Below are 13,340 nucleotides of genomic sequence, written 5' to 3' on the forward strand. Positions count from 1 at the left end.
GCCGAGTCCGGGCGCGATGTGCCCGGGCCGGTTAGAATGTGAAGCCCAGTCCCTGAAAACGAAGTCATGTCAGCTGCCCCCGAGATTCGCCCCGATCAATCCGTCGAGTTGCTCAAGGCGCTGCACATCCTCACCCGCGACGGCAAGCTCAATCAGGACAGCCGGCGCAAGCTCAAGCAGGTCTACCACCTCTACAACTTCATCGAGCCGCTGCTTGAAGAAGCCTTTGCCACGTCAGCCGACCCCGTACTGGTCGACCACGGCGCAGGCAAGTCGTATCTGGGCTTCATCCTTTACGACCTGTTTCTCAAGGCGCGCGACAAGGGAAAGGTCATCGGCATCGAGACCCGGGCGGAGCTGGTAAAGAGCTCGCGGGCGCTTGCCGACAAGCTGGGCTTCAGGCGCATGCGTTTCTACGATCTCTCAGTGGAGGCATCGATCACGTCCGACGCCCTGCCCGACCGCGTCGATATCGTCACTGCGCTGCACGCCTGCAATACCGCAACGGACGACGCGATCCGCTTCGCCCTCGCCAAGCAGGCCCAGTTCATCGTGCTGGTGCCGTGCTGCCAGGCCGAAGTGGCCGCCATCCTGCGCCAGCACAAGGCCGAATCGCTGTCGCAGACGCCGCTCGCGGAAATCTGGCGCCATCCGATTCATACCCGTGAGTTCGGCAGCCAGATCACCAATGTACTGCGCTGCCTGCTGCTCGAAGCGCATGGGTATTCGCTCACGGTGACAGAGCTTGTTGGCTGGGAACATTCGATGAAGAACGAGCTGATCGTTGCGCGCCGGACCGGTGCCCCGCGAGGCAATGCACGCGAGCGTCTCGCGGAGATCCTCGACCAACTCAACCTTGGCGCACTGACCGAACGTTTCAACTACTGAGCGCGACACGCAGGACGATCGCCCTGCGTCTGACCGCGCCACGCGGCCTTGCAGTCTGTCCGCGTGCCTGGCAAGCGCGCTGTCATGTTCGAAAGTTCCAGTGCAAGTCCGGCCTGAGCCCGCCTTCGGGTTACAATTCCGCTCTTTCTTGGAGCCTTGCGGAGCGCTCAATGCCTGTCGCCCAGACCGAAAACCTCAATATCCTGGCTGTCGATGACATGCCGTCGCCCGAGCAGATCAAAGCGCTCGTGCCGCTCACCGACAAGGCCGCCGCCTCGGTGCTGGCCGGTCGCAGGGCGCTGATGGACATCCTTGACCGCAAGGACAAGCGCCTTTTTGTCGTTGTGGGTCCGTGCTCGATCCACGACCCGGTTGCCGGCCTCGACTATGCTCGCCGCCTGCGCGCACTGGCGGACGAAGTCGCGGACACGATGGTGCTGGTGATGCGGGTGTACTTCGAGAAGCCCCGCACCTCGACCGGATGGAAGGGTTACATCAACGACCCTTACATGAACGACTCCTTCCGTATCGACGAGGGCATGGAAAAGGCACGTCGCTTCCTTCTGGACGTCGCCGAAACCGGCCTGCCGATCGCCACCGAGGCGCTCGACCCGATTGCGCCGCAGTTCTACGGCGACCTGATCTCGTGGACCGCCATCGGCGCCCGGACATCCGAATCGCAGACGCACCGCGAGATGGCGTCGGGCCTGTCGACACCGGTCGGATTCAAGAATGCGACCGACGGCGACATGGATGTGGCCGTCAACGCCATCATCTCGGCGGCCAGCCCGCACAGTTTCCTGGGCGTCAGCGGACAGGGCCAGTCGGCCATTCTGCGCACCCGCGGCAACAAGTACGGCCATGCTGTCCTGCGCGGTGGTGGCGGCCGTCCGAACTACGATACGGTATCGATCTCGCTCGCCGAGCAGGCGCTGGTCAAGGCCAAGCTGCCGGTCAACATCGTGGTCGACTGCTCGCACGCCAACTCCTGGAAGAAGCCCGAACTGCAGCCGCTGGTAATGAAGGACGTCGTCCATCAGGTGCGCGAAGGCAACCGCTCGGTCGTTGGCCTGATGATCGAGAGTAACCTCGAAGCCGGTAACCAGCCCATTCCTGCGGATCTGTCGCTGCTCAAGTACGGCTGCTCGGTCACCGACGCCTGCGTCGGCTGGGACACCACCGTAGACATGATCAAACGTGCCGATGCGGAACTGCGCGAAGCACTGGCTCTCCGGGAGCGCACTGAATGAGCCTTGTCGTTCAAGGGCTCGACGTGGATAACATGGCCCTCAAATCGCTCGCCAAGCTGACCGGCGCACGGGCGATAGAACAAATTACGCCGCAGGCTTTCCGCCTGTGCGGTGCGCAGTCCGACCCCGGCGTGCCCACGCATTGTGCGCACGCCGCGCTGGACTGGGCCTGGGTTGCTGAAGATCGCCGGCTGGGCGATTTCGGCCTGTTCGTGACCGACATGGACTCGACGCTGATCAACATCGAGTGCATCGATGAGATCGCCGACATGCAGGGCCTGAAGGCTCAGGTTGCCGAAATCACTGAAGCCGCCATGCGCGGCGAGCTGGATTTTCGCGAATCGCTTACCCGGCGCGTGGCGCTGCTGCGTGGCCTGCCTGAAGACGCGCTGGCGAAGGTGTACGAGCAACGACTGCAGCTCAACCCGGGCGCTGAGCGCCTGATGCGCGGGCTGAAGCAGGCCGGCATCCGCACCATGCTGGTGTCAGGCGGCTTCACCTACTTCACCGAACGCCTCAAGCAACGCTTGGGCTTTGACTACGCCTGGGCCAACGAACTCGAAATTGAAGGTGGTTACCTCACCGGGCGGGTGACCGGCGACATCGTCGATGGTAATGCCAAGGCCGAGCATCTCGAGCGCACGCGCGACGCACTTGGTCTGAGCGTGGAACAGGTCATTTGCGCGGGCGACGGCGCCAATGACATTCCGATGTTCCAGGCAGCAGGGTTCGGCGTCGCCTATCGCGCCAAACCTGTGTTGCGTGCCGAGGCCGACTGCAGCTTCGACCACGTAGGGCTCGACGGTATTCTGTCGCTATTCCCGTCCTGATCCTGCCCCGGCCTCGTACGTTCGCCGAGCGCCGGGCAGTAGTGGGTTCATGCGTGCTGCAGGCACGCGGACTGCCCCCTGAAACGCATCAACTCGCCGGATCAACGTGGATCAGGATCGGATTCAGCATCGCCCCCCCGAGGCGTCTGCTGCGCGCGCCATTCCAGCCGGTCTGTCCATCAGGCATGTTGGCGTTGTCTTTGAACGGCATCTCTAGCGTGAGCGAGACACAGCCAAACTGGTGCGCCACCCACTTGCTGGCCAGGGTCAGCATTTCTTCGCCGAAGCGACCATTCACATACCCGTGCTCAGTCTGAAAGTCGGGGCTGACTGCCTGCAGACCCTCGATGAATCGCGCCTGCTGCTCGGCCATTTCGGTGGTGAAGCCCGGCACCTCTTCAGCCGTGGCGAGGAAAACATAAGGCAGTGACTCGTCGCCGTGGATGTCGAGGAACAACTCGCATCCAGTTTCCTCCATTGCCTGCCGCACCAGATAGACCTCTGGACTCATGACGGGATCAGGCGCACGCCACTCCCGGTTCAGGTTGCGACCGGCAGCGTTGGTGCGCAAATTCCCGATCACCGCACCGTCGGGATTCATGTTCGGCACGATGTACAGCACGGCATGCTCGCGAATCTTGCGTGCGACCGGTTCGGCGCTGTCGAGCAGGCGCTTGAGCAAGCCCTCGATGAACCACTCAGCCATCGACTCGCCTGGATGCTGGCGCGCGATGATCCACACCGGCTTGCGCCCGGCCACCGGGCGTCCGACCACCACCACATCGAGATCGCGCCCTTTCACGGTCGTGCCAAGGTTCTGCACGGTCGCATAAGGCGACATTTCCGCCCAGCTGATCAGTTCCAGATGGCGTTCGTGTGAATACGGCTCGAAATAGGCGTAGTAGATGATGTCGCGTTCGGGCGTGTGCTCGACCACGAGCTCGCCGTTCTCGTAACAGGTACCGGACACCCGGAACCAGTTCTTGCGGTCGTAGGACGCAACACAGCGATAGTCTGGCCACCCGTCCGGATAGGCCGCGTCCGCCGCGTTCTCGAACACCATCCGCACGGGCTTCCCACCCGCCTCGTGCAGACGGAAGTGAAACCACTGGCGGAAATCCGCTGCGTTGTCCGCACGCAGACGCAGGCGGATATTCTGCTGATCCTCGAGGCTGACGACTTCGATTGAGCCCGAATCGAAGCTGGAACTGATCTTCATGCTTTCTCCATCCTGTGGCGCCGCCGGAGTCATTCCGTCGCGCAGTTCAATCGAGACAGTCCTGCCTCTTTCAGTCAATGCGCCGCCGGAACACCCAGGTGTCAGCGTCCGAGGCCTCGGCGGCAAACGCGTAGCCCTCAGTGTCGAACTTGCGCAGGGCGTCGACGTCCTCGGCACGATGGGTGATCGCATAGCGGCTCATGAGGCCGCGCGCGCGCTTGGCATAGAAGCTGATGATCTTGTAGCGCCCCGCCTTCCAGTCTTCAAACACCGGAGTGACCACCCTGCCCTGCAACTGTTTGCGGCGTACCGACTTGAAGTACTCCTCGGAAGCGAGATTAACCAGTACCCGCTCGCGTCCGGCATCTTCCTCGCGCGCCAGCAGTGCGTTGAGCTCGTCAGTGATACGGTTGCCCCAGAAGGCGTAGAGATCCTTGCCGTGCGCGTTTGCCAGCTTCGTGCCCATCTCGAGGCGATAGGGCTGCATCAGGTCCATCGGCCGCAGCACGCCATACAGCCCGGACAGAATCCGCAGATGCGCCTGCGCCCAATCCAGATCTGCAGGTGACAGCGAGGCAGCATCGAGCCCCTCATACACATCACCATTGAAGGCCAGCACCGCCTGCTTGGCGTTGTCGGGCGAAAACGGACGCGTCCAGCTCGCGTAGCGGGCAACGTTGAGACTGGCGAGCTGGTCGGAAAGCTTCATCAGCTGGGCAACCTCTGCCGGTGTGCGCTGACGCAGGATGTCGATCAGTTCAGATGACTGATCTAGGAAGTCGGGCTGACTGTGAGTGGCAACAACCGGCGGCGTCTCATAGTCGAGCGCCTTGGCAGGGGAGATGACGAAGATCATGGCACAGCTCAAATGGATCGAGGGCTCGATCTTAGCAAATCCACCCCGCTTGAGACGCACGGCCTGACTGCGCAGTGTTGACCGGCTTCACATCGGTAGCGCTGAGAAGCAGCTACAGTCTTGCAGTGATTCAATCGCTCAGGCGCGACCGACTCCTGCAAACTGGCGCTGACGCATCTGCTCGAACAGACAGACCGCAGCAGCAGCCCCGACATTGAGCGATTCGATGCCGTCAGCCATCGGAATAGTCACAATCTGATCTGCCCGCGCCAGCAAGGCCGGAGAGACGCCCTGCCCCTCGGCGCCGAACAACCATGCAACGGGGCCGTCTAGATCCAGTGCGTAGAGTGGTCGTGCGCTGTGGGTCAAACCGGTGGCCAGCACCCGACCCGGATAGTCAGCAAGTGCGCCAAGCGCGTCGACCTGCTCCCTGACCTTGAGCCGGAAATGCGCGCCCATGCCTGCGCGCAGCACGCGCGGCGACCAGGCCTGGGCACACCCCGGGGTCAGCCACGCGGTTTCGATGCCGGCGGCTGCAGCCGTGCGCAGAATGGTGCCAAGGTTTCCGGGGTCCTGCACTGCGTCGAGCACAATCAGTGAGGCTTCACATTCTGGCGAACCGGTCTGCTCAGGCACGTCAACCAGTGCGAGCACGCCGGAAGGGCTGTCGACAGGGCTGACATGGGAAAAGAGCGGGTCGGTGAGCTGGGTCACTGGCGTACCGGGGGGCAGATCGGCGACAAGCGCCGCGATCTCGACGCCCGCCAGGCCGGATTCAGAGACGTACACCGCCTTGAGACCCATGCCGGCCTGAACTGCCGCCTGGATCAGATGTGCGCCATCGAGCACGGTCTCGCAGTGCTTGCGACGATCACGCGGACTGCTCGCCAGTGCATGGAGATGCTTGATTCGGGGGTTGTCGCGAGAGCTGAGCAGATCCACGCCCGGAATCCGTTCAGAGACCCAGACCAAGGGTTGCGATCGCGGTCGTGAGCAAACCCAGTCCGAGATTGAAACCGACGCGCTGGCGGATCGTGTTCATCGCCACGGCAGCACGGGCCCAGTCCTCGGCGCCAACTGCCTGCTGCATTGTGCGCCACGGGCCAAACCAGATCGACGCAAAGACGGCGATCATCACCAGGCCAGTCAGCAGCATGACATGCCATGCGATCGGTGCGCGCGCAAAACCCGTCTCAATCAACATACCGAAACCGGACGCGAGGATGAGCGCAATCGAAATCCAGACCATCGGAAAAAATGCGCGCAGCACTGCTGCCCACAATCCGAGGCGGCGATCAGGCGGCAACTGCATCGCGGCGGGGCGAAGACAGAACCACGCAAACGCCATGCCCCCAACCCATACCACTACGCCGCAGACGTGCAGGAAAAGCATCAGATGGTGCAGCGTCATGTGGCTTCGTCCTCGGTCCAGAGCGGGGGATTCTCGAGAATTGCGCGTACAGGACCGAAACTGCGCCGGTAAAAATCCTGCACGCCATGCTTTCTTATGGCGGCCAGATGCGCGGCCGTCGGATAGCCCTTGTGCCCTGCAAGACCGTAGTGTGGAAACGCCAGGTCAAGCGCACGCATCTGCTCGTCGCGGACGGTTTTAGCCAGAATGGACGCGGCCGAAATAGCCGGCTCGAGACTGTCACCCTTCACGATCGCCCGAACTGGAATATCGAGTGCCGGGCAGCGATTACCATCGATCAGTGCCTCGTCCGGTCTGACCGCAAGGGCCTCGACAGCACGCTTCATCGCCAGCATCGTCGCATGCAGTATGTTGAGCCGGTCGATTTCCTCGACCGATGCCTCGGCAACAGCCCATGCGAGTGCGCGCTCGCGGATCAGGGGCGCAAGTCGTTCACGCGCACGTTTGCTCAGCTTCTTTGAGTCTGCCAGTCCCTCAATCGGACGTGCAGGGTCAAGGATGACCGCTGCAGCAACGACCGCGCCGCACAAGGGCCCCCGCCCGGCTTCGTCCACACCGCAAATCAGTGCAATGCGACAGGGCTCAGACATGACCCACCTTGGGCTTGTGTTGAAGATAGGGCAGGATCGCTGCAGCAGCCTTGTCGGCCGTATCCTGGCGCAGTGTCAGATGAAGCTCGGTGAATCGCTCAGCGAGCGCCTCGCAACCTGCAGGGTCGAGCAGCCAGCGGTCGAGCGCATCTGCCAGTTTGACCGGCGTCGCATCGTCCTGAAGCAGTTCTGCCACCAGAGACTCGTTGCACAGGATATTGGGCAAGCCAACCCAGGGCAGATAGGCCATGCGCTTCATCAGCCGGTACTGCCAGCCGCCCATCCGGTAACTGATCACCATCGGGCGCTTGAGCAAGGCGGCCTCGAGCGAGGCTGTGCCGCTGGCGACGAGCACCACGTCCGCTGCCGTCATGGCGTCGACCGAGTGTCCGAACAGCATGCGGATCGGCAGCTCGCGTGCATCGTTGAGCCGCAGTGCCTCCTCAAACAAAGCACGGGTTTCACGTGTCGCAAGCGGCACCAGGAAAACCGCATCCTGATGGCGTTGCGAAAGAATGGCTGCCGCACCGATGAAGGTGTCCGCGAGATTACGCACCTCGGACTGCCGGCTGCCAGGCAAGACTGCAATGACCTTGGCTTCGGGCGAGACATTCAGCCGCTCTCGAGCCGCAGCGCGGTCGGGCTTGAGCGGAAACACGTCCGCCAAAGGATGCCCGACATAGGTCGCTGGAACGCCCGCCTTGTCGTAGATCGGTGCTTCGAAAGGGAAGAGGCACAGCATCCGGCTCACCGAACGCGCGATCATCTTGATCCGGCCACCACGCCAGGCCCAGATCGAAGGACTGACGAAATGGATCGACGGGATCCCGGAATCCTTCACGCGCCCTTCCAGCCAGAGGTTGAAATCGGGGGCATCGACACCGATGAAGGCATCAGGCTTGTCGCGGCGAATCTCGGCCAGCAACTTCTTGCGGATGCCCGAGAGCTCACGATAGCGCTTCAGCGCATCGACATAACCGTGCACGGCGAGGCGCTCCGACTGCCAGCGCGCCTCGAAACCCTCGGCCTGCATCTTTGGACCACCGATACCGTAGAACACGGCATCCGGAACGTGCTGCTTTACAGCGCGGATCAGGTGACTGGCGAGGAGATCGCCGGAGGCTTCTCCGGCCACCATGGCGATTCTGGGCGCCATGTGATCAACGCACCAGACCGCGGCCAGACTGGCTGATGAAATCGGAGAAAGCCTGGACCTCGGCGTGCTCGCCGGCGAGCGCCGCAATCTGCTCCCGCGCTTCCTCGAGTCTCAGCCCGGAACGGTACAGCAACCGGTAAGCACGCTTGATCGCGGCGATACCGTCGGCGGAAAAACCGCGCCGCTTGAGGCCTTCACTGTTGATGCCGTGTGGCGCCGCCGGGTTACCCGAAACCGTGACGCACGGAGGCAGATCCTGCAGCAGGACCGTGCCGACACCACAGAAACTGTGAGCGCCAACCCGCACGAACTGGTGCACACCGGTGAAACCACCGAGGATGGCCCAGTCACCGACATGCACATGGCCCGCGAGCGTCGCGTTGTTGGCGAAGATCGTGTGGTTGCCGACCTGACAGTCGTGGGCGACATGCACATACGCCATGATCCAGTTGTCACTACCCATGCGGGTGACATGCGCGTCCTGGCTGGTGCCCACGTTGAAGGAACAGAACTCCCGGATCGTGTTGCGATCGCCGATCTCAAGGCGTGTCGGTTCTTCGACGTATTTCTTGTCCTGCGGCTGAGCGCCGATGGAGCAGAACTGGAAAATCTCGTTGTCACACCCGATCTTCGTATGCCCTTCGATCACGACGTGAGGTCCGATCCATGTGCCGGCACCGATCTCGACGTGCTGGCCGATGATCGAATACGCGCCAATCGATACGTTTTCGCCGATCCGCGCGTCCGGATGGACGATGGCAGTCGGATGAATCATGACAGGGTCTTGAGCGCACACATCAGTTCAGCCTCGGTTGCGACCTGGTCACCGACCCTGGCCACCCCCTTGTACTTGTAGATATTGCGTTTGCTCTGGGTAATCTCGACATCGAAAATAAGCTGGTCGCCCGGAACAACAGGCCGCTTGAAACGGACGTTATCGATACCGGCGAAATACACCACCGAGTTTTCGTCAGGCTTCACACCCATGCTCTTGAACGACAGCAGCGCGGCCGCCTGCGCCATTGCTTCGACGATGAGCACACCCGGCATGACCGGATGGTGCGGGAAGTGGCCGGGAAAGAACGGTTCGTTCATGGTCACATTCTTCAGTGCCAGAATGCGTTTGTTCTCTTCAAGTTCGAGCACCCGGTCGACCAGCAGAAACGGGTAACGATGGGGCAGGTATTGAAGAATTTCGTTGATATCCATGGTATTCAGCTTTATTCCCGTTCTTCCAGGCGTTGTTCGAGGGCGCGTATTCTATCCACGAGCGCATCGAGATGGCGAAGATGCGCGAAATTTTTGACCCAGTCGCCGTGTCCCTGAACCGGCAGATTGGCCGTATAGACACCAGGCTGACGGATCGATTTGGTCACCAGTGTTCCTGCCGAAATCACGACATCGTCGGCAATCGAGAGGTGGCCGATGATCCCGGCCTGCCCACCGATCATGCACCGCGCTCCGATCCGGGTGCTTCCCGCGATACCAACACAACCGGCAATCGCAGTGTAGTCGCCGATACGGACGTTGTGGCCGATCTGGATCTGGTTATCGATCTTCACCCCGTTACCGATCACCGTATCGTCCAGCGCACCACGGTCAATGGTGGTGTTCGCACCGATTTCGACATCGTCGCCGATGACCACACGGCCGACCTGCGGAATCTTCACCCATGCACCGTCACGTTCGCGCGCGAAGCCAAAGCCGTCCGAACCAATCACGGCCCCGGCGTGGACAATGCAATCCTGACCAATCACACAGCCGGCATAGATCGTTACACGCGGGCCGATCCGGGTGTTCGCACCGATGTGTGCACCACGACCGACGTAAGCGCCAGCACCGATGTGCACGCCCTCACCCAGCACGACACCCTCTTCAACGACCGCACCTGCCTCGATTGCGACCGAGGACGGTACCGAGCAGGATACGGCAGCCAGAAGATGAACACCGCCCTGGACTGCTGCGGGCGGGTTGAAGTACCTCGCGACGCGTGCGAAGTGGAGGTAGGGATCGTCAGCCACGATGCGTGGCCGATCGGTCAACGCATCCCGTGCGCCCTTGCCAACAATGACTGCCGCTGCCCGACTGCTCTTGACCTGACTCAGGTACTTCGGATTGGCCAGAAACGAGAGGTCGCCCTCCCCGGCCTGGTCGAGTGTCGCAACCCTGCCAACACTGACACTGCCGTCGCCAACCAACTCACCACCCAGTTTTTCGACCAGTTCGTCGAGGCGAATCATTACCGAGCGAAGCCCTTACTTGGACTCGGACAGGGCCTTGACCACCTTGTCCGTAATGTCGATGCGCGGGCTGGCGTAGACCGCTTCCTGCAGGATGATGTCGTACTTCTCGGCTTCGGCAATCTGCTTGACCGTGCGATTCGCCTTGTCCAGAACCGAAGCGAGCTCCTCGTTGCGGCGCTGATTGAGATCTTCACGGAACTCGCGCTGCTTGCGCTGGAAGTCGCGGTTCAGGTCATTGAACGCACGTTCCTTGTTGCGACGGTCGGACTCGGCCATCGTCACACCATTGCGTTCGAGATCTTCCTGCATGGCCTGCAGGTCCTTGGCCATGCGCTGCATTTCCTGGTCGCGCTTCTCGAATTCCTTCTCGAGGCGCTGCTGCGCACGCACGGCCGGGCCGGCCTCACGCATGACGCGATCGGAGTTAACGAACCCGATCTTGGTTTCAGCCGACGCAGCCTGGCTCAGTCCCATCAGGGCCACTGCGATCACGGAGAGAGTACTGACTTTCACATGTGTCTCCACAAATTATCCGGGGGCGGCGCGATCAGAACACGCTGCCAAGCTGGAACTGGAAGCGCTGAATGTCGTCGTCCGCTTCCTTCTTGAGCGGGAAACCAAGGCTGAACTTCAACGGACCGATCGGCGAAGTCCAGGCAAAGGCGAGACCGGTACTGTACCGCAGGTCGCCGAAGTTGATCTTCTCGTCGTCGCCCGTAACCGCATCCTTACCCCACACATAACCAGCGTCAAGGAAGGCCGAGATGCGGAAGGAACGATCCTTGCCCGAACCCGGCATCGGGAAGAAGAACTCGGCGTTGGCCACGGCCTTGCGCGTACCACCGATCGAATCGCCATCCGAATCCTTGGGTCCGAGCGAGCTCTGGTCAAAGCCGCGCACGGAACCGATACCGCCAACATAGAAGTTCTTGTAGAACGGCACCGGCTTGCCACCAAACCCGGTCGCCCAGCCGATATCCCCGTTAAGCATCAGCGCGTAGTCCTTGCCGATCGGGAACCAGTGCTGGTACTGATAGTTCAGCTTCGTGTAACGCAGGTCACCCGGCGGCAGGGCCATCTCGCCGTACACTCGCTGATAGACACCCTTGCGCGGGTACAGGAAGCTGTCGCGGCTGTCCCGCGACCAACCTGCCGTCAGCAGCAGGCTCGACACGGTTACGTCACCAATCCCGCTCGAATCGCTACAACCGAAATCAATACAAAACTCCTTGTACTGATCCGTGCTGTCGTCGTAGGTCGTGATACGCGTGCGGTCAATCCCCAGACCGAAGCTGATGCTGTCATCTTCAGCAATCGGGTATCCCAGCCGCAATCCGGCACCGGTCGAAACGGTCTTGTACGGCGACACCGTCGAATAATCCGTCGTGTCGTAGGTACGGTGATAGATGTCCCAGCCCAGACTCACACCGTCGACGGTGTAGTACGGATTGGTAAAGGAGAGCGAAAGCGTGCGGCTGGACTTGCTCGTATTGAGTCCGAGCGTCATCGCGTTACCGCTGCCGAAGAGGTTCTGCTGCGAAATCGAAGCCGACAGCACGATGCTTTCCGAACTGGAGAAGCCCGCGCCCAGCATCAGGTTACCTGTGGGCCGTTCCTTGACACCGAAATTCACATCCACCTGGTCGGTGGTACCGGGGACCGCAGGTGTCTCGACCGTCACTTCGTCGAAGAAGGCCAGCTTGTCGACACGTTCGCGCGAGCGATTGATTGCCGCCGCATCGTACCAGGCACCTTCCATCTGGCGCATTTCACGACGCACGACCTCGTCGCGGGTCTTAGTGTTGCCGCCAACGTTGATCCGGCGCACATATACGCGACGACCCGGATCGACGAAAACGGTGAACGCCACTTCGCGCTTTGCCTTGTCGACTTCCGGAGCGGCGTTGACGTTTGCAAACGCATAGCCCTCATTGCCAAGCCGATCGGTCACCGCCTTGGTGGTCTCGGTCAGCTTCTCGCGCGAGAAGATCTCGCCCGGACGAACCGTGCTCAGCGCGAGATATTCGGACTCGGGAAGAATGAGTTCGCCGGTGAAACGCAGCCCGCTGACCGTGTACTGCTCACCCTCGGTGATATTCACCGTGATGTAGATCTCTTTCTTGTCCGGCGTGATCGACACCTGGGTCGAATCGATATTGAAATCGAGATAGCCCTGGTTGAGATAGTAGGAACGGAGATTCTCGAGGTCAGCAGACAGCTTCTGACGAGAATACTGATCGTTCTTGGTGTACCAGGTCAGCCAGCCCGGCGTCGTCAGCTGGAACAGATCGACGAGGTCCTCGGTTTCGAAAGCTTTCGCCCCAACCACGGTGATGCTGGCGATCTTGGCGACTTCACCCTCTTCCACGCTGAAGTTGATCCCGACGCGGTTGCGCTCAAGCGGTGTCACCGTGGTGGTGACCGCTGCAGCGTACTTGCCACGGCTCAGGTACTGGCGCTTGAGTTCCTGTTCGGCACGATCGAGCAAGGCGCGGTCGAAGATGCGTGACTCGGCGAGCCCGACTTCGCGCAGGCCGGCCTTGAGCTGGTCCTTGTCGAATTCCTTGACCCCGACAAAATCGATCTGGGCAATGGCAGGACGCTCATCGAGCAGGACCACCAGCACGTCGTTTTCAGTTTCGATGCGCACATCGCTGAAAAATCCGGTGGCGAACAGTGCCCGGATTGCTTCGGCGGCCTGTCCTTCATCGAACGTGTCACCGACACGGACCGGGAGGTAGTTGAAGACCGTACCTGCTTCCGTACGTTGGATACCCTCTACCCGGATGTCCTTGACCACGAAGGGGTCAAAGGCGAACGCGGGAAAAGAGGCAAAAAGGGCCATGATCAGCCCTGAAAGGCGCTTGCGATTCATT

General features: G+C 61.2%; 14 protein-coding genes. 3 read left to right on the forward strand and 11 right to left on the reverse strand.

Features of this window, described 5'->3' with window-relative positions; translation table 11 throughout:
• The first annotated feature begins 66 nt into the window (after nt 1–66).
• The 3 genes from CEW87_RS17415 (at nt 67) to serB (ending at nt 2,968) form a co-directional block, all read left to right on the forward strand.
• Nucleotides 67–888: a class I SAM-dependent methyltransferase gene (locus CEW87_RS17415; protein ID WP_108975025.1), complete on the forward strand. Its 822-nt coding sequence runs from the start codon at nt 67–69 to the stop codon at nt 886–888.
• A 170-nt stretch (nt 889–1,058) separates the two neighbouring features.
• Nucleotides 1,059–2,138 (forward strand): 3-deoxy-7-phosphoheptulonate synthase, encoded by a 1,080-nt coding sequence (locus CEW87_RS17420; protein WP_108975027.1) that lies wholly within the window; start codon nt 1,059–1,061, stop codon nt 2,136–2,138.
• Nucleotides 2,135–2,968, forward strand: coding sequence for a phosphoserine phosphatase SerB (serB, locus tag CEW87_RS17425; protein WP_108975029.1), 834 nt, complete (start codon nt 2,135–2,137; stop codon nt 2,966–2,968). Before CEW87_RS17420 ends, serB begins: the two co-directional genes overlap by 4 nt.
• Before the next feature lie 88 nt (nt 2,969–3,056).
• Here serB and CEW87_RS17430 read toward each other — a convergent pair whose 3' ends face one another.
• The 11 genes from CEW87_RS17430 to bamA all read right to left on the reverse strand — a co-directional run bounded on the left by CEW87_RS17430 (nt 3,057) and on the right by bamA (nt 13,339).
• A complete protein-coding gene (locus CEW87_RS17430) occupies nt 3,057–4,187 on the reverse strand; it encodes a M14 family metallopeptidase (protein ID WP_108975031.1) in 1,131 nt (376 codons plus the stop codon).
• A 70-nt stretch (nt 4,188–4,257) separates the two neighbouring features.
• A complete protein-coding gene (yaaA, locus tag CEW87_RS17435) occupies nt 4,258–5,043 on the reverse strand; it encodes a peroxide stress protein YaaA (protein ID WP_108975033.1) in 786 nt (261 codons plus the stop codon).
• A 138-nt stretch (nt 5,044–5,181) separates the two neighbouring features.
• Nucleotides 5,182–5,985 (reverse strand): TrmH family RNA methyltransferase, encoded by an 804-nt coding sequence (locus tag CEW87_RS17440; RefSeq protein WP_108975035.1) that lies wholly within the window; start codon nt 5,983–5,985, stop codon nt 5,182–5,184.
• 13 nt (nt 5,986–5,998) lie between these two features.
• Nucleotides 5,999–6,454, reverse strand: coding sequence for a CopD family protein (locus CEW87_RS17445; protein ID WP_108975037.1), 456 nt, complete (start codon nt 6,452–6,454; stop codon nt 5,999–6,001).
• On the reverse strand, nt 6,451–7,065 hold the full coding sequence (gene rnhB, locus CEW87_RS17450; protein WP_108975039.1) for a ribonuclease HII: 615 nt from the start codon (nt 7,063–7,065) through the stop codon (nt 6,451–6,453). The genes CEW87_RS17445 and rnhB overlap by 4 nt, the downstream gene beginning before the upstream one ends.
• Nucleotides 7,058–8,221, reverse strand: coding sequence for a lipid-A-disaccharide synthase (gene lpxB / locus CEW87_RS17455; RefSeq protein ID WP_108975041.1), 1,164 nt, complete (start codon nt 8,219–8,221; stop codon nt 7,058–7,060). The genes rnhB and lpxB overlap by 8 nt, the downstream gene beginning before the upstream one ends.
• A gap of 4 nt (nt 8,222–8,225) precedes the next feature.
• Complete coding sequence (gene lpxA / locus CEW87_RS17460) at nt 8,226–8,996, reverse strand: acyl-ACP--UDP-N-acetylglucosamine O-acyltransferase (RefSeq protein WP_108975043.1); 771 nt, start codon at nt 8,994–8,996, stop codon at nt 8,226–8,228.
• The gene (fabZ, locus tag CEW87_RS17465) at nt 8,993–9,430 is read right to left on the reverse strand and encodes a 3-hydroxyacyl-ACP dehydratase FabZ (protein WP_108948308.1); all 438 of its coding nucleotides are present in this window, start codon (nt 9,428–9,430) and stop codon (nt 8,993–8,995) included. The genes lpxA and fabZ overlap by 4 nt, the downstream gene beginning before the upstream one ends.
• An 11-nt stretch (nt 9,431–9,441) precedes the next feature.
• Nucleotides 9,442–10,461, reverse strand: coding sequence for a UDP-3-O-(3-hydroxymyristoyl)glucosamine N-acyltransferase (gene lpxD / locus CEW87_RS17470; RefSeq protein ID WP_108975045.1), 1,020 nt, complete (start codon nt 10,459–10,461; stop codon nt 9,442–9,444).
• A gap of 15 nt (nt 10,462–10,476) precedes the next feature.
• Nucleotides 10,477–10,977, reverse strand: coding sequence for an OmpH family outer membrane protein (locus CEW87_RS17475; protein WP_108975047.1), 501 nt, complete (start codon nt 10,975–10,977; stop codon nt 10,477–10,479).
• 34 nt (nt 10,978–11,011) lie between these two features.
• On the reverse strand, nt 11,012–13,339 hold the full coding sequence (gene bamA, locus CEW87_RS17480; protein ID WP_108975049.1) for an outer membrane protein assembly factor BamA: 2,328 nt from the start codon (nt 13,337–13,339) through the stop codon (nt 11,012–11,014).
• Nucleotide 13,340: the final 1 nt, after the last annotated feature.

This window comes from Parazoarcus communis (assembly GCF_003111665.1).
In the GTDB taxonomy this organism is placed as follows: domain Bacteria; phylum Pseudomonadota; class Gammaproteobacteria; order Burkholderiales; family Rhodocyclaceae; genus Parazoarcus; species Parazoarcus communis_B.

Excerpts from the sequence above, each read along its gene's own strand:
- CEW87_RS17415 (WP_108975025.1), top strand. The coding sequence starts at position 67 with ATGTCAGCTGCCCCCGAGATTCGCCCCGATCAATCCGTCGAGTTGCTC.
- CEW87_RS17420 (WP_108975027.1), top strand. The coding sequence starts at position 1,059 with ATGCCTGTCGCCCAGACCGAAAACCTCAATATCCTGGCTGTCGATGAC.
- serB (WP_108975029.1), top strand. The coding sequence starts at position 2,135 with ATGAGCCTTGTCGTTCAAGGGCTCGACGTGGATAACATGGCCCTCAAA.
- CEW87_RS17430 (WP_108975031.1), bottom strand. The coding sequence starts at position 4,187 with ATGAAGATCAGTTCCAGCTTCGATTCGGGCTCAATCGAAGTCGTCAGC.
- yaaA (WP_108975033.1), bottom strand. The coding sequence starts at position 5,043 with ATGATCTTCGTCATCTCCCCTGCCAAGGCGCTCGACTATGAGACGCCG.
- CEW87_RS17445 (WP_108975037.1), bottom strand. The coding sequence starts at position 6,454 with ATGACGCTGCACCATCTGATGCTTTTCCTGCACGTCTGCGGCGTAGTG.
- rnhB (WP_108975039.1), bottom strand. The coding sequence starts at position 7,065 with ATGTCTGAGCCCTGTCGCATTGCACTGATTTGCGGTGTGGACGAAGCC.
- lpxB (WP_108975041.1), bottom strand. The coding sequence starts at position 8,221 with ATGGCGCCCAGAATCGCCATGGTGGCCGGAGAAGCCTCCGGCGATCTC.
- lpxA (WP_108975043.1), bottom strand. The coding sequence starts at position 8,996 with ATGATTCATCCGACTGCCATCGTCCATCCGGACGCGCGGATCGGCGAA.
- fabZ (WP_108948308.1), bottom strand. The coding sequence starts at position 9,430 with ATGGATATCAACGAAATTCTTCAATACCTGCCCCATCGTTACCCGTTT.
- lpxD (WP_108975045.1), bottom strand. The coding sequence starts at position 10,461 with ATGATTCGCCTCGACGAACTGGTCGAAAAACTGGGTGGTGAGTTGGTT.
- bamA (WP_108975049.1), bottom strand. The coding sequence starts at position 13,339 with ATGAATCGCAAGCGCCTTTCAGGGCTGATCATGGCCCTTTTTGCCTCT.